This window comes from Acidiphilium acidophilum, from assembly GCF_033842475.1.
GTDB lineage: Bacteria > Pseudomonadota > Alphaproteobacteria > Acetobacterales > Acetobacteraceae > Acidiphilium > Acidiphilium acidophilum.
In genome coordinates this window covers 3,057,866-3,078,740 of record NZ_JAWXYB010000018.1, presented here as the reverse complement: position 1 = coordinate 3,078,740, position 20,875 = coordinate 3,057,866, and the positions used below count along the sequence as shown (strand labels likewise).

The window sequence follows — 20,875 nt, the reverse complement described above, 5'->3', positions numbered from 1 at the left end:
GGGCACCGCGCGCCGGAACCGCCCGCAGCGTGTAATCGCCCTCCCGCAACCCGAGCAGCAGGGCCGCGATCTGACGGTGATCGCGCCCCGATCGTCGCCGCGCCAGGACGTAGCCGAACAAGCCTGCGATACCGGCGCCGGCAAGCGCAAAAATGATCGTCATGTGCGGATCTGGGACAGCCGGCGATAGAAGGCGCTTCGCGACAGGCCGAGCCGTCTTGCCGCGGCCTCGACATCGCCGCCCGCCTCCGCCATCGCGCGCTGGACGAGGTAGCGCTCGGCCTGATCCAGGGTCATGCGTTCGAACGGTGCCTCCGGTTGCGGATCGAGGCTGAGATGGGCGCGGGTGATGGTTCCGTCGTCGGCGAGCAGTACGGCCCGCTCGATTACATGCGCCAGTTCCCGAACATTGCCCGGCCAATGATGGGCAGCGAGCGCAGCCAGGGCATCCGGTGCGAAAGCGGTTACGTCGCGGTTATGGCGGGCGGCGGATCGCGTGAGGCAGTCGGCGGCGAGGAGAACGATGTCATCGCCGCGCATGCGCAAAGGTGGGAGCGCAATTTCGACGGTATTGAGGCGGAACAGCAGATCGCGCCGGAACCGTCCGGCCTCGATCAGCCGGTTCAGATCGGCGTTGGTTGCGGCGATCACGCGAACATCGACCCGACGGGTCGCGGTTTCGCCGACGCGGGTGATCATGCCGTCTTCCAGAACCGAGAGCAGGCGGGCCTGAGTGGCAAGGCTGGCATTGCCGATCTCGTCGAGGAACAGCACACCGCCGCTCGCGATTTCGAACCGGCCGATCCGGTCCGACTTCGCATCCGTGAAGGCCCCGCGCGCGTGGCCGAACAATTCGGATTCGATCAGGCTTTCAGGAACCGAGCCGAGATCGAGCGTGACGAACGGCTTGTCGCGGCGCCGCGACAATGCGGCGATGTGGCGGGCGACCAGCCCTTTGCCGGTGCCGCTCTCGCCCGTGATCAGCACCGGAACATCCGCCTGCGCGATCTTCGCGACCAGGCTCAACATGGCACGCATCGCCGCACAGGTGCCGATAATCTCGCCCTGCGCCGCCGGGCGGGTGAGGCTGGCTGCCGTGCTGCGCGCGCGGAGCAAGGCGAGCTGGCTGCGGAGCACGGTGATCAGACGGACGTTTTCCCACGGCTTTTCGAGGAAATCGGCTGCCCCGGCGCGGAGCGCGCGCACGGCGAGATCGACCGACCCCCAGCCGGTCAGGACCACCACCGGCAGGTCGGGGTGAACGGTTTTGACCGAGGCGAGCAGGCGCATACCCTCCTCGCCGGATGTCGTGTCAGAGCTGAAGTTGAGGTCGAGCAGGAGGGCGTCGATCCCGCCGGCATCGAGCAGCAGGGCGGCCTCGGCGGGGGATGCGGCGCCTTTGGTGGCGAAGCCTTCGGCGCGGAGCACCAGGGCGAGGGCTTCGCGGATATCGGCCTGATCATCGGCGATCAGGATTGTGCCGATGGGATCAGCCATGATCGGAGGCGGAGGGTGCTGCGCCGGCGCGTCGAAAGGCGGTGAGCGCCAGCCGGACGAACACGGCGAACATCCCGAACGTGGCGCCGATCAGCGTGAGAAAGTTGCGATTCACGAGGCGTCCAGCATGGATTTGACCGGCGTGTTTGCGGCAAGCGAGGCCGGCTTCCATGCCGCGCCCAGCACGATCAGGCTGACCACGATCATCGCGAGGATGAACACCAGGGGTTCGATCCGCTCGATTTCGAACAGCAAGGGCGACATCGCCCGGATCAACAGGTAGCCACCCAATGCACCGCCCCCCAGACCGAACGCGAGTAGCCAGGCCGCATCGCGCAAGGCGAGGCGCAGCAGCCGCGCCGGGCTTGCCCCCAGCATCGCCCGCATGCCGAATTCCGGCAACCGGGCCCGGGCGATGAAGGCGTTTACCGCATAGACGCCAAGCCCCGCCACGACCAGGGCGATGAGTGCGAAACTCAGCGCCATCCACGCCGCCAGGGTGCGAAACGCGGTCTCGATGAACATCAGCCGCCGGTAGGGCAGCACCCGGCTTACCACCGCCCCCGGCACCGCCGACGCGACTGCGGCAGTCACATGACGTTTTGCTGCAATCACACTGCCCCGATAATGCACCACCAGATGGACTTCCTGCAGGGTGGCGCCGGGAAATTTCACCGATGCCACCGGGAAATACATCGTCCCCGGTGTCTGGTGCCAGGGGGCTACCCGCCAGACCACCGGTTGGGCGACGCCCACGATGCGATATTTGCCGAGCCCGTACAAATTGAGGGTTTTGCCCATTACGCGGTCGGTCCCGAAGACGCGTCGGGCCAGACCCGCTCCGACGATCATGACCCGGGCCCCGCTGCGATACTCGGTTTTGGTGATCCGCCTTCCTGCCCGCAACGATATGCCCATGGCGCGAAAATATCCCCGATCCGGCGTCACCATATTCGCATGGAATCGCCGTGCGAGGGGCTGATTGCGGCTCATCAGTGAATAGTAATGGCTTTGCGAAAACGGGTAGGCTGCAAATCCGAAGCCACCGACGGCGACAATACCGGGCTCCTTGCCCACGCTCGCTTCGATCGCTGCCAGGGAGCCGGTGTTGGCCGCGACTTGCGGCAACAGCACCGAGGCGATCAGCCGGTGCGCGGATTGAAATCCGAGCGGCCGGCTCAGTGCCGCATAAAGGCTGCCACCAAGTGCGAAACCGGCGATCAGCAATGACAGCGCGAGCATCACCTGCACGATGCCCATCAGCCGCTGCGCCCCTCTGGCGCCACGATCCATCGTGGACTTGCCACCCTGGCCGATCCCTTGCCCCGGTGCCCGGCGCGACACCTGCGCAAGCGGGATCGCGGTAACCATCAGGACCGACATCAAGGTAAGCGCGAATACGGTCAGCACCGCGGGCCAACCAAAACCGAAGTGAAACGGCGTCACCCCGAGCGCTGTACCCAATGGGGCGATCCCGCCGCGCTCGGCGGCGAACGCAATCGCGAGCGCCAAGGCTGCGACGGCGATGCCGATCGGCACCTGTTCGAGCAGCAGCAGGCGCATCACCGCGCCGCGCGAGGCGCCGATGACGCGGCGCAAGCGGTATTCGTTGATGCGGCCGCGCTGGCGGACCAAAGCGAGGTTGGCAGCGTTGGCAATCGCCAGAACCAGCAGCAGCAGGGCCATGCCTTGCAGCACGAGGGGCAGAACAGCGAGATTATCACTCCCGATCAACACGGGCCGCAGAAATCGGGCGTCGAGGATATCCACGCCGGCGGAGGCGGCGGTATTCGGCTGCTGGTATGCCAGCACGAAGCGTTTGACCTCGTCGATCTGGCGGTCGAGATCGGCCAACGTGACCCCCGGCGCCAGTCGGGCGACGCCGAACTCGTTGACATTCTGCATGATCGGCCTGGCCATGGGCAGCGGCACGACTTCGAGGACATCCTTGTGATCGGCAAACGCATAATCGCGCGGCAGCACACCGACGATCCGCTTCGCGCCCGCGCCCACATCGATCGTGCGGCCGATCACCGAGGCTGCGCCACCAAACGCCGACTGCCAGAACTTATAGGATATCATCGCCTCCGGTGGTCCGCCCGGCCGCCCTGAATCGAGACCCGGCAGCGCTCCCAGAGCCGGCACCAATCCCAACGTGCGAAACCACGATGGCGTGACCTGCGCGAAGGAGACGCCGCGTGCCACGCCGCCGATCATCGCCGTCGCTTCACCGCCCTGCACATAGAGCCCCGTATCCTCGATGCCCTTCAAGGATTGCGCAAGCCTGACATAATCATCCGGCGAGATCAGGGGCTGGGTCAGCCCGGTCCGCGGTCGCATATGGCGCAGCAATACGAGCCGACCGGGATTGTGATACGGCAGGGGGGCGACATAGACATCATGGACAATACCGAACGCCATGGCATTTGCCCCGATCGCCAGCGCCAGCATCACCACCGTTGCCACGGCAAAGAACGGCCGGCGCACCAGGCCGCGCCACACCAGGGCAGCGTCGTTGGTGAGGATTTCTCTCATCGGACTATCCTGCATCCAGCAATGTCTTGACCGGCGTAGTGGCCGCCCGGGCGGCTGGCCGCCAGGCTGCGGTGAGGACAATGACGGCGATGATTGCAAAAGCCGCGGCGAATACCAACGGTGCGATCCCAGCCTCGTGAAACAGCAGGGGCGACATGGCGCGGATCAACAGATAGCCGCCGATCGCCCCGCCGGCGAGGCCGAGGCCAAGAAGCCAGGCCGCGTCGGTCATCGCCAGTCGCAGCAGGCGTGACGGGCTGGCTCCAAGCATCGCCCGCATGCCCAATTCGGGCAGACGGGCACGGGCGATGAAAGCATTGACCGCATAGACACCGAGAGCCGCGAGGATCAGCGCGAGACCGGCGAAGATGGCGACGATCGATGCGGCCATGCGCCGCAGGCCCAACCGACGATCGATGGTTGTGGAGTAAGCGTGGATCGACGCGACCACGCTGCCGGGAATCATGGTCTGGATCAGGGTTTTGGCATCGTGCGCGGCGGCTGGAATCGAGCCGCGGACGTCGACGACGATACCTGCGACATCCATCGGGTAGCCAGGAACGGCGAAGGCCGCCATGGGCAGATAGATCGTACCAAGAGACTGGCGCCAGGGAGCGATGCGCCATACCACCGGCGCGGCAACCCCGATGATCCGGAATTTTCCGATCGGCTCGATCTTCACGACATGTCCGGTCGGGTCGACCTTGCCGAACAGACGACGGGCGACCCCGCTGCCGATCATGACGACTCTGGCACCAGACGCCTGATCCAAATCGTCGATATCGCGGCCGCTTCGAACCGTGATGCCGAGCGTCGATACATAGTGTTCCGCCATGATCGCGACGTTGACCAGACCGCCCTTGGCATCGGCGTGGTCGCGCTCGATCGCGAGACCGGCTTTACTGGAACTGAAAGGGATGGTCATGAACCCCGCCGCAGTGGCGTCGCGTACATAGCTCGCGCTGCGCAAGCGCGTGAGCGTCGCCTCCAGCGCCGGTACGAGCACCGTTGTTTTCGGAGCGATCACCTGAGCGATGATCCGATGGGTCGGCGTGAACCCGAGCGGACGGTTCAAAAATTCGAACTGGCCGATGCCGAGCGTCAGACTCCCCGCGAGCAAGGCGAAGGCCAGGGCGATCTGGATAATGCCGAGTAGACGCTGGACGCGCCTCGTCGCGGGGCCGAGGGTCGCCTTCGCCCCGCCGCTGAGCGCGGCATGCAACTGATATCGCATGGTCATGATCGCGGGGGCAATGCCCGTCACGGTTACTGCGACCACGCTGAGCACAGCCGCAAACCCGACCTCGTCCCATCCGAATCCGAACCGAAACGGCGCCACCACGATTGCCGGCCCGTAGGAGAGAATGAACCGGGAGCCGATCCATGCCAGAAGGCAGCCAAGCCCGAAGACGACCAGCAGGATCGGCAATTGTTCGAGCAACAGCCGGCGCAACATGAGGGCGCGTGAACCACCGAGAATGCGGCGGAGCGCGAATTCGTGCACCCGTGCCCGATGGCGGATCAGGGCGAGGTTGGCGGTATTGGCGATTGCGAGCAACAGCAGGAGCAATGCTGTACCCTGCAGAACAAAGGGCAGGACACCGAGATTCGTCTCGCGTTCAAGCGCGGGGCGCAGCGGCACGATATCCAGTTCCGCATGACGCAATGGCTGTCGGAAGAAAGGCGACAATCGCGCGATCACTGCAGGGAGCGCCTGCTTCAAGTCGTTGTCGATCCGCGTGCGTGACTGCCCGTTCGCCAGCCGCACGACCATCGCCGCCTCTGGATTTTGTTCAGCAAGCCCCGCTTGCGGGAACCGAAGGGGGGTCAGGACATCAGCGCCTTGAGTGAAGGCGTAGTCGGGCGGCAGAACCCCGACGATCCGGTAGCTGCCTCCGTCGAACGTGATCCGCCGGTCGAGCACGGACGGGCTGCCACCATAGGATTTCTGCCAGAATTTGTAGGAAATCATCGCTTCGTCCGGCCCGCCACGCCGACCGGCGGCAAGACGCGGGAGCCGCCCGATGACCGGCCGAACCCCGAGCGTGCGCAAAAAGGACGGCGTGACCCGGTTGAACGTCACCGGCGTCGGATGCCCGGCAATGGTCGCGGGCTCGACGCCGCCCGCGAGAAACAGGCCCGAATCGGCGAACGCCGGACTGTTTCGCCGGATCGCCCGATAGGCGCTGGGCGAGAGCTTATCGGCATTATATGGTGTGGCCGGCGCATGTTCGTTGACCAGGAAAAGCTGGTCGGCAGCATGATAAGGCAAGGACCGGATCAGAAACCCGTAAGTGATCCCGAACGCCGTTGCATTGGCCCCGATCGCCAGCGCCAGCATCACGATGCTGGCCACGGCATAGAAGGGGCGGCGCGCGAGACCGCGCCAGGCGGTGGCAATATCGTGACCGAGCGTGCCGCCCATCATTTGCCTCCGTTGGGCAGATCATCGTCCTCCGGGTGCAGCGCCACTACCGCTTCGCCGAAGCTTTCATCGACCACCTGACCGTCGGAGAGCCGCACGATACGGCGGGCGCGGCGGGCGTAGTGCAGGTCGTGCGTGACCATCAGGATGGTCGCACCCTTGTTGGTGTTCAGATCTTCGAGCAGCGTCATCACCGCCTCGCCGGCTTTGGAATCGAGATTGCCGGTGGGTTCGTCGGCGAGGATGATGTCGGGCTCGGTGACCAGCGCACGCGCGATCGCGACGCGTTGCTGCTGACCGCCCGATAATTGCGCCGGGTAATGCCGGGCGCGGTGGGCCATGCCGATATCGGCCAGGATGGCGGCGACCCGCTCATCGCGCGCGGCCTTGGCGATGCCGCCACGATAGACCAGCGGCAGGGCCACGTTTTCAGCGACGGTCAGATCGCCGATCAGATTGAACGCCTGGAACACGAAGCCGATATGCCGGTTGCGGAACGAGGCCCGGTCGCGTTCGCGCAGATGTGCCGCATCCTGACCGGCGAGACGGTAGCTCCCGGCGGTCGGGTCGTCGAGCAGGCCGAGAATGGCCATCAGCGTCGACTTGCCACACCCCGACGGTCCGGTGACCGCGACGTATTCGCCGCGTTGAACCAGGAGATCGACGCCGGCCAACGCGTGGGTCTCGACCTGATCGGTGCGGTAGATTTTTTTCAGATCGACGACATCGATGACGGTTTCAGCCATGCTCGTGACTCCCGGATGAACGGATGATGGTGGTCGAAATCTGCCGGACCAGCAGGGGCGTGGCACTGCCCGCCGCCTCGGCCAGCCCGACCTCGTGGGTAATTGCCGCAACGATCGCGCGATGCAGGGCGAGTTGGGCGGACAGGAGTTGCTGTCGGTCCGCGATCAGGTCGCTTTCGCTGATCAGACCGGCGCGAACACCGTCCCCCGCGGCCCGCACCGCTCGCGCGGCAACCCTCGCCGCCGATCGCGCGGCTTTCAGCCGGGCGCGATCGAGCATCACGGCGAAATAATCGGTTCGCACCGTGCGGATCACGGTGAGCCGGGCGGTGGCGGCGTTGGCGAGGGCTTCATCGCGGATGGCGCGGGCCCGGTCCGTCGCCGCTCGGGTCGCCCCGCCGGAAAAGACGTTCCAGTTCAGTTGCACGGTCACGGAATTGCCCTGCTGCGCCGAGTACCCCGGCCCGTTCAGATCCTGCCCGAAGAAGGCGTAGCCTGCGGTCCCGGCCTGCGCGGCCTGGGTGTGCTGGAGCTGTAACGAAATATCGGGCAGATCGGAGCCGCGTGCGGCGGCGACCAGTTCGGCATCGTCCCGCGCGGTGAGGCGCGATGCCGCAAGCGTCGGGTTGCCGGATCGGGCCCGATTGAGCCACGCGCCGACCGAGCCGGGTGCAGGAAGATGCAGGACAGTCGGCAGGTCGCCGGCTGCGGCGATCCCGGCAGTGCCGGTGATCGCGGCGAGGTTTTCGCGCGCGGCGATCAGCTTCGCCTGCGCCTCGATCACTTGTGCCTTGATCGATTGATCGGCGGCACGCGCTTCGTCCGCACCGATCACGCCGGACAGGCCCGCGCGGTACCGGGCCTCGGCGTCGTGATATTGCGCCCCGAATCCCCGTGCGGCCTGGCGCAGCGCGGTCAGATCGCTCCGGGCGGCCAGTACCGCGACATCATCGCCGATCACGGTGGCAACCAGATGCTCCAGCGTCGCCTGGTAGGTGGCGGCGGCGGCCTGCACCGAAAAGCCTGCGGCCTGGAAGGATTTGATCTGGCTCCAGTCGAACAGGGTCTGGGTCAGGGTCGCCTGCCAGGTGGACGTGTTCAGGTGCTGCGTCTCGGCGATCGGCTCGAACCCGCTGCCATAGAAATCGGCCCCGCTGAAGGATTGGTTCTGCGGTCCGGCACCGGCCGCAACCACGAAATGCGGCAGGAGCACCGCGAGAGCCGAAGGTGATGCTGTCGCCGCTGCGCGCAGCCGCGCCGATGCCGCGACAAAGGCAGGATCGTTGGCCCGCGCTGCCTGCCAGACCTGCCAGAGGGATGACGCGCGTGCCACGCCAGGCAGGCTCGCCAGCATCACGGCGATCAAAACCAGCGGCCTCATCGGATGCGCACCATCGCCTTGCCGGCGAAGTCGCCGGTATCGGACACGATGATCCGGTCGCCCGGCGCGAGGCCGGAGAGCACCTGGATCGCATTGGCCGAAGTGGCGCCGAACCGTACCGCCACCGGGATCGCCCGCCGTCCGCCATCGATCAGCTTATAGACCCGCGCGGAACTGTCGGGCCGGGCATCGACCGGACGGGCAACGAAGATCGTGCGGGCAATGGTTGTCACGTCGATATCGCCCAGCACCGCCAGATCGGGTCTCGTCCCCGGCGGCAGGCGGGCAGGGAGTTTCACATCGACCCGCACGCTGCCCTTTTCCACCGACGGAGACACGCGGCTGACAATCCCCGCGATCCGGCTCTCGCCTTCATCGTTCAGGCGGATGCTGGCGGTCTGGCCGGCCACGACCTCACCGGCTTCGCTGGGCGCGACATCGAGTGCGGCCTTGAGATCGGTCAGGCTGGCGATCCGCGCGATCGCGCCGCCGAGAGCGAGCGTCTGCCCCGGATGGGCGGCTACGCTCTGCACCACCCCTGCTTCGCCGGCGGTCACCGTCAGGGCCGCGACATTCGCCTGCGCCTCGGCGAAAGCCGCCTGAAATGCGGCTACCCGGGCCCTCTGCGCCGCGATCTGGGCGACCTGATTACGTGCAAAGGCAGCGATCCGTTGTTCGGTCAGCCCGACCTGCTCGCGCGCCGTGGTGGCATCGAGCACGGTCTTGCGGTAATCGAGTTGTGCGACGACGTGTTCGGCGGCCAGCCCGCGCTCGGCCCGCGCGCGCAACGACGCCGCCTCCGCCGCATCCCGCGCGGTTGCCAGTTCGGCCTCCATGCTCAGGCGGGTATTGTCCAGCATTGCGGCGGTGGAGGCCAGTGTGGCCCGGGCATCGGCCAGATCCGATCGGGCGGATATCATCGCCGAGTCCAGATGAGGATCGACCAGCCGGACCAGCACGGTGCGCGGTGCCACGGAGTCACCGGGCCGGACCTCCACCCGTGCGACCGTTCCGGGGACGGACGCCGTAACGAAACGTTCCCCGCGCGGCCGAAGCACGCCGGGTGCCTGCACCCGCACCCGGAAGACCCCCTGACGCACGCGAGCGATCACCAGCGAATCCCGCGCGACCGAGGGGCCGGAGGGCAGCAGGACCACCAGGGCCGCCACCACAACGACACAGAGCGCCGCTATACCGACCCAGGCGACCTGACGCTTCCGCCGATTACGGCGTTGCACATCGGCAGGAATCTGAAAATCAGGCATTGCGGTTCCCGAACGGTTGGCAGGCGATCGGCGTAGTGGACAGCAAATTCCATGCCAGCCCGCGATTGCCCTGAATACCAGCCGAGCCGGGCGGGACGGATCAATTCCGACGTCGACTTATCCCGGAAATGGGATTGACGTCCCGATTTCGGGATGGATGATGGTCTCGCGAGGATCGCAAGCCGCGCGGTCCATATCGATAAGCTGCGGCGGCGCCTGCGATGAGGCGCCCGGAAACCTGTTGGCCTCTGATCATAAATGCGGTGTTCTATCGATAATGATCGAATACGAACTCAGGGGAGAGACACATGACAATCGATGCCACCCGCCGCACCGTGCCTGCCGGGCTCGCTGCCGGGGCGGGAGCCGCAGCACTTCCGGCCATCTCGTTCGACAATGTGGTCACCACCCCGGCGGCCCTGAAGGTCGATACCGATCAGGTCGAATTCGGCCGCCCTTTCAGGAGGCAACCAGCAGAAGGTTCTGCTGGCCTGCGGCAGAGACCAGAACTGACCTGGCACCACAGTGGGATGGGAATGATCCTGACCCTCCATCCCATGCGGATCATTTATCTCTATCTCGATCGCCCGCAGGCTTGCCAGCCGTCACGACGCGTCCGGGCAATGCCACGTATGCTTTCAAAGCCCAGGCGGATCGATGCCCCGGTAGAGTGCGATCACCATCGTACGCTCATTTCATAGCAGAGATATATTTTGCATCAAACAGATCCGGTTCCGTCACACTCTGGTTTGACTTGATTTCGCCTTGAAGTCTCATCAATTTCGTTACCAGTGCGACATTCGATTTGTAGGGTATGATTTTGAAGTGACCTGATCCGGTCATCATGTATTTCATTTCCGGGAGATTTGGATTGATGACCAGCTTGTACTGTGAACTTGCATCCGCTGGTGAGATACCGAGGGCCTTGCCGATGATGCCGTAGGATTCCGCCGGGTGGGATTTGATATAGTCTTCGCCTTCGAGAAATCCCTTGATGATTGCCGGCATGGCATCGGGGTGGGCTTTCAGGAAGCTCGTCTTCACCGCGAAATTATCGGTGATGAGGCCGGGGGCCGCGGCCGATGTGAACAAGGCATGGAATTTGGGGTTGCCCGTGACCATCGATATATGCGGTGCCCACGTGACTCCCGCTACCGCATGGCCGCCCAACAGGGCTGCCGGCACATCGGATGCCGGCATATTGGTCGATTTCACATCTGCCAATGTCAGTTTTGCCTGATGCAATGCGTAGGCGAGCAGAAGCTCGGAATACGACGTCGTATCGAGCGGGATCGTCTTGCCACGCAGATCGGCCACCGACGTGATCGATTTGCGCGCCACGATGGCGTCCGCACCGTTCGAATAGTCGATCGGCATGACGATCTTGATGTCGAACCCCTTGAGATGGTCGCCGATCACCTGGTTCATCGACAGATCGGCGGAATCGACCGATCCGGAGACGACGGCTGCGTTGATGCCGGTTTCCATGTGGACGAACCTGATCGGGTAGGCGCCGAAGAATTTTTTGTCCGCCGCGACGAAGAGCGGGGCGAAGCCGATCCAGGCGTTCATCGCGAAGGTGACCGGAGTAGCAGCCCGGGCCGCAGGTGCGGCAAGCACCGTGGTGGTGGTGGCGAGCGCGGCGATGACGAGTTTGTATGATTTCATTGCTGATTCCCAGGATGATGTGAGGTTGCCGGTTCAGTGAGAGACCTCATTCCGTCGAGGTCGGCGGACATGCCAGCGGTCGCGCGAATGCGGTCGGTAATGATGCGTTTCAGGGCAAGAAAGGCGGGGTCGAGGCGGAGGTCGCGGTGACGGCGGGCGAACGGGACATCCTCGATCGCGTCGATCCGCCCGGGGTGAGGGGCCATGACCACGACGCGGTCGGCGAGGTAGATCGCTTCCTCGACGTCGTGGGTGACGAAGAGGATGGTTTTCCGCTCCGCGGATTTCACGTGCAGGATGAGGTCGTGCATGACTTCGCGGGTCTGGGCATCCAGGGCGCCGAACGGTTCGTCCATCAGCAATACCGCGGGCTTTGCCATCAGGGCACGGGCGATGGCGACGCGCTGGCGCATGCCGCCCGAAAGCTGGTTCGGGTAGGCGCGCTCGACCCGTGCGAGACCCATCAGGTTGAGCAGAGCGACGCTGCGCCGCGTCGCGTCGCCGATTTCGCTGTCGGTCGCGTCGCGGGCGTGGGCGGCGAGCGAACGGCAGAAGCGGATGTTTTCCATCACCGTCAGCCATGGGTAGAGGCTGTAATCCTGGAACACCATGGTGCGATCGCGCCCCGGGCCGGTGACAGGTTGGCCATCCACCAGAATCCGGCCGGTGCTTCGGGTTTCCAACCCGGCGATGATGCGCAGCAGGGTGGATTTGCCACAGCCCGATGCGCCCACGATGGCGGTGAAGCTGCCTTGTGCAATGGTCAGGTTGATCGGTTGCAACGCCTCGAAACCGCCGGGGAAGGTTTTCGACACGCCCTGCAGGATGACGGAATTGGTCATTGCAGCCAGGGAAACATGAAGCGGTGCAGACGGCGCAGAACCTGATCGGTCAGCAGGCCGATCAGGCCGATGAGGATGATTCCAACGAAGATCTTGTCGGTCTGGAGGAACCGCTGGGCGCGGAGGATCGCGTAGCCGAGCCCGGAATTGGCGGCAATGAGTTCGGCGACCACGAGATAGGTCCAGGCGAACCCCAGGGTGATGCGCAACGTGTCGAGCATCGCCGGCATGGCCGAGCGGAGCAGGACAAGGCGCATGATTTCGCGATTGGTGGCACCGAGGGTGCGGGCCGCCTCGATCTGGGCCATCGGCACGCGGTTGGCATCCTCGGAGATCATCAGGACCATCTGAAAGAAGGTTCCGATCCAGATCAGCGCGATCTTCGAAGACTCGCCGAGGCCGAACCACAGCAGCACCAGCGGAACGAACGCGACCGCGGGCAGATAGCGGGCAAACTCCATCATCGGTTCGAACAGGGCGCGAACCGGTTGATACGCACCGATATACAGGCCGAGCGGCACCGCCATGATTGCGGAGAGGGCAAATCCGGCCATGACGCGATAGACCGAGATTCCGATATCGTTGACCAGATTGCCGGTCTGCCACCAGTCGATCAGGGCGCGGACCACTGCGACCGGACCGGGCAGGAACAGCGGATTGACCGAACCGCTCGCCGCGACGACCCACCATAAACAGAGCAGGCCGAGGAAGCTCGCGGTTGCCATGCCGAGATAGCGTCGGCGGTCGAGCGAACCGCGCACGACCCAGATCGGCGGGCGGATCGGCTTGTACCGTTCCGCAGCGGGGGGCGCGGGATCGGCCATGTCGTCAGTCAGGTCGTCAGTCAGTCCAGCCATTGGGGGAACCTGTCCTGGGTGCGAAAAAAACCGATGTCATGGTTGGGCCATAGATGCGCGCCGCACGAGCAGGCGCGGGATTTCAATGCCCGGAGTGAGGCGAGTGCCGCCGTTTCATCATCGCGGTAGCAGAGCCCGGGCGCGATTTCGTCCTCAAGGTTCTCGATGAGGTCGGCGGCGTCGCCACAGAGCAGGATGGGAGCACCGCGCGGGAGTTCGATCAGCATCGACATATGGCCAGCGGTGTGGCCGGGGCTCTCGATTGCGGTGACGCCGGGGGTCAGGTCGTATTCACCGCGTTGGAGATGCCACCGGTAGTCGGCGGCAAAATCATCCGGGAAATAGCCGCGTGCGCCGGGCTCCCCGGCCGCAAGTCGTTCGGCCTCGTGGACGTGGATGTCGGCATGGGCGAAGTCGTGCAGGCCACCGACGTGGTCGAAATGCAGGTGGCCGAGAAAGACCAGATCGATATCGCGCGGGTCGAGCCCAAGGGTGCGAAGGCGGGCGGGAAGCCGATGGTCGGCCGGCATGTCCGGCGGTGGAAACGGCAGATCGCCGTAGTAGCGGGCGCGCAAGGCGGGATCGTCGATCTTGCGATAGTCGCAGCCGACATCGTAGAGAATCCGGCCCTGGGTGGTTTCGATCAGATAGGCGAGGATCGGCGCTTCGATCGCAATACCCATACCACGATTTCGGGTGGAGATCGACTTGTCGTAAGTATAGGTGCCGGTGAGCAAAGGCCAGAATTTTCGGACGGCCGTCATGCGAACACCTCCTGATCATCAAGTGCAGCACAGAGAGGTCACAGGCCATGACTCGTCCAAAGATGTTGGACTCGCCCTCGATCAACTGAAGCATTGCATGCTGGATGCGCGGATCGTGGCAGGCTGTCGCGTCGGAAACCGTCAGACAGTCATAACCATGATCAATCGCCGATCGCAGGGTCGAATGGACGCATACATCCGTCGTCACGCCGGTCAGGATCAGGGTCTCGATCGCGCGTGCCCTGAGGATATGATCGAGGTCGGTCGCGTGAAATGCCGAATAGCCAGGCTTGTCGATCATGATATCGCCGGGCTGCGCCGACAATTCATCGACGATGTCATGGCCGTATTCGCCCCGCACGAGCGCGCGACCCAAGGCTCCTTCGGAGCCGATCGCCGCGCCGGCCAGGACGGAGCGGCGCAGCTTGCGTGGCGAACAATCCGACAGATCGCGACGATGCCCTTCGCGCGTGTAGATGACCGTCATCCCCTTCGTCCTGAAACGGTCGAGGAGGCGGACGATTTTGGGAATCGGCGCGGCGAGCTGCTCGACATCGAGGCCGGCGCGATCGGCGTATCCGCCGGGGCAACAGAAGTCACGCTGCATATCGATGATGACGAGAGCAGCCGATTTCATCATGAAGCCGTAAGGAAGGAAACGCCGACCGCACCGAGAAACCCTGCTGCCCGGTCCCCTTCGGGCGCCACGCTGCCGTAATGCGCGGCCATCACGCGGGTCACTCGATGGCGGTGATAGCTCGCGAGCAGCATGCGGACCGGCAGGACCTGGGTGCTGTCCTCCGCGTAGAGCTTCCGGTGCAGTTTTCCGAGGCGATACCAGGGTTCTGCGGGTTTCGCGTGATGCGCGTTGTGATAGGCGAAGTTCAGAACCAGAGCATTCATCCAGGGATGATCGGCGCTGACCACGTCGGAGTAGGTGTTGGCCTGCTCGTAGGCACGATCCCGCACCAATGCCGCGGGGGCCGCTGCTAGATCGGGCGCATGATAGACGTCGAACGTATGCTGGAACGCATCCTGAAACCGCAGGATGTGGAGAAAGACCGCATAGGCGATCGCGTAGGCGATCAGGGCCGCCGGGGCGGCGATGCCGAGGGCTGTGAACGCCGCCAACCGGATGGCCAGCACCGTCACGATCCTGACCCGCGATGAACCGCCCAGTTGCCAGCGGTGACCGATGATCAGCCCGCGCATCAGATACTCGACCGCGGGAATGTAGGCATATTCCAGCGCAAGCACGGCGGTCCGGAACCAGGAAGGTCCGGCCTGAAGTACGGCGCGATAGTCGAAGCTGACCACATCCAGCCGGTCGGCATGATGGCGAAGGTGCTTTTCCTTGAGCCCGGCATAAGGCGCGATGCAGGCGCCTGACATCCAGGCCAGTGCAGCGCCCAGACGGTCGTTGTGGCGGGTGCGCGCGAAAATCGTGCCGTGTTCGCATTCATGGATCAGATAGGCGCTGATCGCGAGGGCGTGAGCAATCAGCAGAATCCCGCAGATCGACCCGATCGGTCCTGCGGCAACGATCAGGGCGATGCCACCGACCCAGCCTGAAACGGCATACCCCAGCGCGGCGAGGTTAAGGACGATGCCGTCAGGGTAGCGAAAAAGACGGGTCATGTGATTGCCTCCTGAACGGGGGGTGCCGAAATACTGGCGCGGTAGGCCCGCCAGCCGCCATGGTCAGTGATGTCGGTGGCATGGGCGATGGCGGTGGGCTCGCAGCAGAAGCCCGGATGGAGAGCGCCATCGGCGAGTTCGACCTTGCCGATGGTCATGGGGGCCGGGAGTGAGGCGACGAAGCTGGCGAAAGCCGCAGGCGTCAGCGACCAGCGTTCGACCGCGATCGCGGTGGTGCTGGTCTCGTCGCGGACCAGTCCGGGCTTCGGCGGCGTGGTCGAAAGGGCATACAGGCGGTAGGCTGGCGCGGTGGTTGTGACGTCCTCAAGAATCGCACCGCGGTCGGTCAATTCGTGGTTGAGCGCCATACCGGACAAATGGGCGCCGGCGACGATGAGGGAGATGCGGTCGTCCACGGGGCGGGGCAGGGTCGTCGTCGGGTGCGCGCGGGTCGCTCCGGCACCGGCGCCGATTGCGTCATGCAGCACATCCGCGAGGTGAAGCAGGGCGCGGTCGCTGAACGCGGGGCCGATCAGGGTCATGCCGAACGGCAGCCCGTCCGGCCGGAAACCGGCGGGCAGCGCCACCGCTGCGAGATCGAGCAGGTTCACGAAATTGGTGTAGCGCCCGAGCATGGCGTTGCGGGCGATGGGCTGGGCGCGCAGTTCGGCCACGGTGTAGATCGTCGGGCTGGTCGGCAGCAGCAGCGCATCGATGCCCGCGAGAATGGCGTCGGTCTGCTGGCGCAGCGCCATCAGGCGGGTGGCGGCAATGAACGCGTCCGCTGCGTCGAAACGTTCGGCACCCCCGATGATTGCGGCGACGACAGGGTCCATCGCGTCGGCATGGCCGTGGAAGAACGGCCGGATCGCAGCGAGGCGTTCGGCGACGAAGGCATCCTCGTAGAGCAGGGCCGCCGCCGCGCGGAACGGCGCGTAATCGATTTCGACCAGCGTCCATCCCAGGGCGGTGGCCCGGGTGAGCGCGGCTTCGTGGAGGGCAGCGTAGGCGGCATCATCGGCGAAGACCCGCTCTGCGGGGGCGAGAACGCCGATCCGGGGCCGGGGCGGCAAGGCAATGTCGGCGGGTACGCGGCTGTAGGGATCGTCAGGCTGATGGCCTTGGGCGATGGCAAGGAGCAGTGCCGCATCGGCGGCGGAATTGGCGAAGATGCTGACGCAATCGAGGCTCTGGCAGGCCGGCACCACGCCGCTGGCGGGGATGCGGCCGCGCGTGGGTTTCAGGCCGATCAGATTGTTGAACCCGGCTGGAACCCGACCGGAGCCCGCCGTATCGGTGCCGAGGGCGAAGACGCAAAGCCCGGCCCCCGCCGCGACGGCCGAGCCCGATGACGAGCCGCCCGAGACATAGGCGTTGTCGAATACCGAGCGTGGCGCGCCATGAGGGGACCGGGTGCCGTTCAACCCGGTGGCGAACTGGTCGAGATTGGTCTTGCCGAGCGGGATTGCGCCCGCCGCGCGCAGGCGGGCCACGACGGCGGCATCCTTCACCGGCACATAGGAGAAAGCGGGACAGGCTGCGGTCGTCGGCAGCCCTGCCACGTCGATGTTGTCCTTGACCGCGAATACCATGCCGGCGAGCGGCAGGCCGGGGTCGATCGACGCGGCTTCGGCCAGCAGGTCGGCCCGGTCGCGCAAGGCGATGAAGACCGCAGGATCGGGATAGGCGACGGCGCGGTCGTGCAACATCCCCGCCAGTTCCGGCACGGTCAGTTGTCCTTCGCGGATCATCCGGCGCAGGACCGCGATTTCGAGCGGATCGGGGATCATGCCGCTTCGTCCATGGCGATCACCGCCACGCGCTGGCCGGCACGAACCACCTGACCGGGCACCGCTGCGACCGAGACGACAACGCCTGAAACATCCGCAGGGATCTGGACCTCCATTTTCATCGATTCCACGATCATCAGCGAGTCTCCGGCTTCGACCCGATCGCCCGGCCCATGCAGAACCTGCCAGATACTACCGGGAACCGGCGCGGCGACGCCCCGGTTCCCCGGGGGCAGCGGCGTATCGACGGTGATCGGCGCAATCTCGGGCAAGGGCGCTGTGTCGAGCCCGGCCTCGGCCCAGGCCGCGCGTTCGGCAGCGAAGGCCGCGCGCTGGCGGGTCTGGAACGTCGCGATCGCGGTGGTGTTGGCGGCAACGAACGCCTCATGTGCCGCGAGGGAAAAATGCCCGTCCTCGATCGTGATCGGGTAGCGTCCGTGGGGGAAGGCGGCGCGGGCTTCGGCGAGCTCCTCCTCGGTCACCGGATGGAACCGCAGGCGGTCGAAATTGCGCAGCAGCCACGGGGTATCGCCGAACGGCGGTTTGCCGTTGGGGAAGCTGTTCCACATCTGGATCGTGCGGCCGAACAACTGATAGCCGCCGGGACCCTCCATGCCATAGACGCAGAGATACGCGCCACCAATGCCCACCGCGTTCTCCGGCGTCCAGGTGCGGGCGGGGTTGTATTTGGTGGTGACCAGGCGATGGCGCGGGTCGATCGGCGTGGCGACCGGCGCGCCGAGATAGACATCGCCGAGGCCGAGGACGAGGTAATCGGCGTCGAACACGATCCGCCGGACATCGGCTTCGGAGTCGAGACCGTTGATGCGACGGATGAATTCGACATTGTCGGGGCACCAGGGGGCGTCTTCGCGCACGGTCTCCTGATATTTCCGCATCGCCAGCAGCACCGTGCTGTCCTTCCACGACAGCGGCAGATGGACGATGCGGGAGGGCACGATCATGGCGGCGGGATCGGGCAGGTCCGGCTCGAGGGTGCGGATCAGGCCGAGCAGGGTGGCGCGGTCGAGGCGGGCGGGGTCGAAATGGACCTGCAGCGAGCGGATGCCGGGGGTGAGGTCGATGATGCCGGGCAGGTTCTGCTCGGCGAGGGCCCGTTGCAGGGCGTGGGCGCGCAGGCGGAGGGCGAAATCCAGCGTCATCGCGCCGAATTCGATCAGGATGTTCTCATCGCCGGCGCGCCGGATGGTCATGGTGTCCGAGCGGTGCAGGATGATCGGGTCGGAGTCGGCGCGGGTGAAATGAACGATGTTGCCCGGGCGGAGCTGGCCGAGTTTCCACAATTCGTCGGACGCGATGACGCCGGGACACACGAAGCCGCCGAGCGAGGGTCCGTCCGGGCCAAGTAATATCGGCATGTCGCCGGTGAAATCGACGGCGCCGATCGCATAGGGCGTGTCGTGGATGTTGGAGGGGTGCAGCCCGGCATCGCCACCATCCGCCCGGGCCCAGGCGGGTTTCGGGCCGATCAGGCGCACCCCGGTGCGCGATGAGTTGTGGTGGACCGCGTAGGGGGCGGTGAACAGGGTGGCGATGTCGGCCTGCGTAAAGAAATCGGGCGCGCCATGCGGGCCGGGAATCAGCGTAATCTGCCATGTGTCGGTGATAGGGGCTGCGGCAATCGGGATCGACGGGATCGCGGGCTCCTCCGCGAGGCCGATGACATCGCCGGTCCGCAGCGCGCCGGTGGCGTGGCCGCCGAAGCCGCCGAGGGTGAAGGTTGCGGTTGAGCCGAGGCAATCGGCGGCGACGAATCCCCCCGCGACGGCGAGATAGCTGCGCTGGCCCGGGCCGGCGATAGCACCGATCGCGAGGATCCCGCCGGGTTCGATCGTGACGGCGGCCTCATGCGGGATCGTCACGCCATCGATGCTCGCGGCCATGGCGGCACCGGTCAACGCGATGACGGCCCGGCTGCGAAACTGCAGGCGCGGGCCGGCGAGGGTGCATTCCAGCACGGCGGCATCGGGCCGGTTGCCGACGATGGCGTTGGCGCGGGCGGCGCTGCGCGCGTCCATCGGGCCGCTGGGCGGGATGCCGACATGCCAGTAGCCACGCCGCCCCGGGATCGATTGCAGCGATGATTGCGCGCCGGGCTCCAGCACCCGGACGCTGCGGGACGGCGCAGCGTGGTCCGCAAGGCTCCGTGTGGTCATGGTGCCGGCGCGGAAATCCGGACGGTCGAGCGCCGCGATCAGATAGTCACGATTGGTCGCGGCCCCGTGGATGGTGGTGGTGGCGAGGCCGGTGCGCAGGCGGGCGATGGCGGCGTCGCGGGTGGGGGCGGTCGCAATCAGCTTTGCGAGGGTGGGGTCGTAGAACGGGGTGATCGGGGTCCCGGGCTCGATCCAGGTATCGACCCGCAGATTGTCGGGAAACCGGGCGACGGTGATCCGGCCGGTTGCGGGGGTGAAATCGTGGGCGGCATCTTCGGCGTAGAGGCGGGCCTCGATCGCATGGCCCGTCTGGTGGACGCGCGGCAGGGTGAAGCCGCCGGCGGCCTCGCGGATCATCCATTCGACGAGGTCGATGCCGTAGATCGCCTCGGTGACGCCATGCTCGACCTGCAGGCGGGTATTCACCTCCAGGAAGTGGAAATCGCCGCTTGCCTGATCATAGACGAATTCGACCGTGCCGGCGGAGGCGTAGTTCACACTGGCCGCGAGGGCATGGGCAGCGTCCTGCATCGCGGCGATGGTGGCGGGCTCGACCCCGGGCGGCGGAGATTCCTCGATCACTTTCTGGTTGCGCCGCTGCAAGGAGCAATCGCGCGCGCCAAGGGTGAGGATGGAGCCTGCGCCGTCCCCGAAGATCTGGACTTCGATGTGCCGGGCGTGCTCGACGTATTTTTCGAGGAAGAGCGCCGCATCGCCGAAATTGGCGCGGGCGAGATGAGCGATGGCGTCGTACCGCGCGGCAAGTTCGGCGGCATCGCGGCAGATCGCCATGCCGATGCCGCCACCGCCGGCACTGCTCTTGAGCATCACCGGGTAGGCGATCCGCGCGGCCTCAGCCAGGGCATCGTCGCGACCGGCGAGAACGTCCGAGCCCGGGAGCAGCGGGACACCTGCGGCGGCGGCCAGGGCACGCGCGGTGTGCTTGAGGCCGAAATCGCGCAGATGGGTGGGGCGGGGCCCGATGAAGGTGATGTGTTCGGCGCCGAGCGCCTCGGCGAAATCGGCGCGCTCGGCAAGGAAGCCGTAGCCGGGATGCACGGCATCCGCCCCGCTGCGATGGCACGCCGCGATAATGGCCTCGATGTTCAGGTAGCTCGCAGTGGCCGGGGAGGCACCGATCGGCTCGGCATGATCCGCCGCGAGCACCGGGGGCGCGAACCGGTCCGCATCGGCATAGACCGCAACGGAGGCGATGTTTATCCGCCTGAGGGTGCGGCAGATCCGGCCGAGAACCTCCCCGCGATTGGCGATCAGGACGCGCTTGAACAC

15 protein-coding genes and 1 pseudogene are annotated in these 20,875 nt (G+C 65.6%); 1 reads left to right on the top strand and 15 read right to left on the bottom strand.

Annotation, left to right across the window (positions count from 1 at the left end; genetic code table 11):
* Window positions 1-159 precede the first annotated feature (159 nt).
* Genes SIL87_RS17285 through SIL87_RS17255 form a run of 7 tightly spaced genes read right to left on the bottom strand, consistent with a single transcriptional unit; the run spans window position 160 to window position 9,849 of the window.
* Entirely contained in the window at window positions 160-1,497 is a 1,338-nt protein-coding gene (locus SIL87_RS17285) for a sigma-54-dependent transcriptional regulator (protein WP_319615389.1), read from the bottom strand.
* A complete protein-coding gene (locus tag SIL87_RS17280) occupies window positions 1,490-1,612 on the bottom strand; it encodes a hypothetical protein (RefSeq protein ID WP_319615388.1) in 123 nt (40 codons plus the stop codon). Before SIL87_RS17280 ends, SIL87_RS17285 begins: the two co-directional genes overlap by 8 nt.
* Window positions 1,609-4,032 (bottom strand): ABC transporter permease, encoded by a 2,424-nt coding sequence (locus tag SIL87_RS17275; protein ID WP_319615387.1) that lies wholly within the window; start codon window positions 4,030-4,032, stop codon window positions 1,609-1,611. The genes SIL87_RS17280 and SIL87_RS17275 overlap by 4 nt, the downstream gene beginning before the upstream one ends.
* A gap of 4 nt (window positions 4,033-4,036) precedes the next feature.
* Window positions 4,037-6,460, bottom strand: coding sequence for an ABC transporter permease (locus tag SIL87_RS17270; protein WP_319615386.1), 2,424 nt, complete (start codon window positions 6,458-6,460; stop codon window positions 4,037-4,039).
* The gene (locus SIL87_RS17265) at window positions 6,457-7,203 is read right to left on the bottom strand and encodes an ABC transporter ATP-binding protein (RefSeq protein ID WP_319615385.1); all 747 of its coding nucleotides are present in this window, start codon (window positions 7,201-7,203) and stop codon (window positions 6,457-6,459) included. The genes SIL87_RS17270 and SIL87_RS17265 overlap by 4 nt, the downstream gene beginning before the upstream one ends.
* A complete protein-coding gene (locus SIL87_RS17260) occupies window positions 7,196-8,584 on the bottom strand; it encodes a TolC family protein (RefSeq protein ID WP_319615384.1) in 1,389 nt (462 codons plus the stop codon). Before SIL87_RS17260 ends, SIL87_RS17265 begins: the two co-directional genes overlap by 8 nt.
* Window positions 8,581-9,849: an efflux RND transporter periplasmic adaptor subunit gene (locus SIL87_RS17255; RefSeq protein WP_319615383.1), complete on the bottom strand. Its 1,269-nt coding sequence runs from the start codon at window positions 9,847-9,849 to the stop codon at window positions 8,581-8,583. Before SIL87_RS17255 ends, SIL87_RS17260 begins: the two co-directional genes overlap by 4 nt.
* 308 nt (window positions 9,850-10,157) lie before the next feature.
* Between SIL87_RS17255 and SIL87_RS17250 the strand changes: the two genes are divergently transcribed.
* Window positions 10,158-10,550 carry a hypothetical protein gene (locus tag SIL87_RS17250; RefSeq protein ID WP_319615382.1) on the top strand — a complete coding sequence of 131 codons (393 nt, stop codon included), beginning with the start codon at window positions 10,158-10,160 and terminating at the stop codon, window positions 10,548-10,550.
* Here SIL87_RS17250 and SIL87_RS17245 read toward each other — a convergent pair.
* From SIL87_RS17245 to SIL87_RS17210, 8 genes and pseudogenes are all read right to left on the bottom strand, one after another.
* Window positions 10,540-11,517 carry an ABC transporter substrate-binding protein gene (locus SIL87_RS17245; protein ID WP_319615381.1) on the bottom strand — a complete coding sequence of 326 codons (978 nt, stop codon included), beginning with the start codon at window positions 11,515-11,517 and terminating at the stop codon, window positions 10,540-10,542. The two genes, SIL87_RS17250 and SIL87_RS17245, sit on opposite strands and share 11 nt — an antisense overlap.
* On the bottom strand, window positions 11,514-12,359 hold the full coding sequence (locus SIL87_RS17240; RefSeq protein WP_319615380.1) for an ABC transporter ATP-binding protein: 846 nt from the start codon (window positions 12,357-12,359) through the stop codon (window positions 11,514-11,516). Before SIL87_RS17240 ends, SIL87_RS17245 begins: the two co-directional genes overlap by 4 nt.
* Complete coding sequence (locus SIL87_RS17235; protein ID WP_319615379.1) at window positions 12,356-13,216, bottom strand: ABC transporter permease; 861 nt, start codon at window positions 13,214-13,216, stop codon at window positions 12,356-12,358. Before SIL87_RS17235 ends, SIL87_RS17240 begins: the two co-directional genes overlap by 4 nt.
* Entirely contained in the window at window positions 13,204-13,980 is a 777-nt protein-coding gene (locus SIL87_RS17230) for an N-acyl homoserine lactonase family protein (protein ID WP_319615378.1), read from the bottom strand. The genes SIL87_RS17235 and SIL87_RS17230 overlap by 13 nt, the downstream gene beginning before the upstream one ends.
* Before the next feature lie 112 nt (window positions 13,981-14,092).
* Window positions 14,093-14,587 (bottom strand): annotated as a pseudogene (locus SIL87_RS17225) (cysteine hydrolase family protein); the annotation flags it as partial.
* Between the two features lie 29 nt (window positions 14,588-14,616).
* The gene (locus SIL87_RS17220) at window positions 14,617-15,618 is read right to left on the bottom strand and encodes a fatty acid desaturase (RefSeq protein WP_319615377.1); all 1,002 of its coding nucleotides are present in this window, start codon (window positions 15,616-15,618) and stop codon (window positions 14,617-14,619) included.
* On the bottom strand, window positions 15,615-17,408 hold the full coding sequence (atzF, locus tag SIL87_RS17215) for an allophanate hydrolase (RefSeq protein WP_319615376.1): 1,794 nt from the start codon (window positions 17,406-17,408) through the stop codon (window positions 15,615-15,617). Before atzF ends, SIL87_RS17220 begins: the two co-directional genes overlap by 4 nt.
* Window positions 17,405-20,875 (bottom strand): 5-oxoprolinase/urea amidolyase family protein, encoded by a 3,471-nt coding sequence (locus SIL87_RS17210; protein WP_319615375.1) that lies wholly within the window; start codon window positions 20,873-20,875, stop codon window positions 17,405-17,407. Before SIL87_RS17210 ends, atzF begins: the two co-directional genes overlap by 4 nt.

Coding starts and splice junctions, on each gene's coding strand:
- SIL87_RS17285 (WP_319615389.1), bottom strand. CDS start 1,497: ATGGCTGATCCCATCGGCACAATCCTGATCGCCGATGATCAGGCCGAT.
- SIL87_RS17275 (WP_319615387.1), bottom strand. CDS start 4,032: ATGAGAGAAATCCTCACCAACGACGCTGCCCTGGTGTGGCGCGGCCTG.
- SIL87_RS17270 (WP_319615386.1), bottom strand. CDS start 6,460: ATGATGGGCGGCACGCTCGGTCACGATATTGCCACCGCCTGGCGCGGT.
- SIL87_RS17265 (WP_319615385.1), bottom strand. CDS start 7,203: ATGGCTGAAACCGTCATCGATGTCGTCGATCTGAAAAAAATCTACCGC.
- SIL87_RS17260 (WP_319615384.1), bottom strand. CDS start 8,584: ATGAGGCCGCTGGTTTTGATCGCCGTGATGCTGGCGAGCCTGCCTGGC.
- SIL87_RS17255 (WP_319615383.1), bottom strand. CDS start 9,849: ATGCCTGATTTTCAGATTCCTGCCGATGTGCAACGCCGTAATCGGCGG.
- SIL87_RS17250 (WP_319615382.1), top strand. CDS start 10,158: ATGACAATCGATGCCACCCGCCGCACCGTGCCTGCCGGGCTCGCTGCC.
- SIL87_RS17245 (WP_319615381.1), bottom strand. CDS start 11,517: ATGAAATCATACAAACTCGTCATCGCCGCGCTCGCCACCACCACCACG.
- SIL87_RS17240 (WP_319615380.1), bottom strand. CDS start 12,359: ATGACCAATTCCGTCATCCTGCAGGGCGTGTCGAAAACCTTCCCCGGC.
- SIL87_RS17235 (WP_319615379.1), bottom strand. CDS start 13,216: ATGGCTGGACTGACTGACGACCTGACTGACGACATGGCCGATCCCGCG.
- SIL87_RS17230 (WP_319615378.1), bottom strand. CDS start 13,980: ATGACGGCCGTCCGAAAATTCTGGCCTTTGCTCACCGGCACCTATACT.
- SIL87_RS17220 (WP_319615377.1), bottom strand. CDS start 15,618: ATGACCCGTCTTTTTCGCTACCCTGACGGCATCGTCCTTAACCTCGCC.
- atzF (WP_319615376.1), bottom strand. CDS start 17,408: ATGATCCCCGATCCGCTCGAAATCGCGGTCCTGCGCCGGATGATCCGC.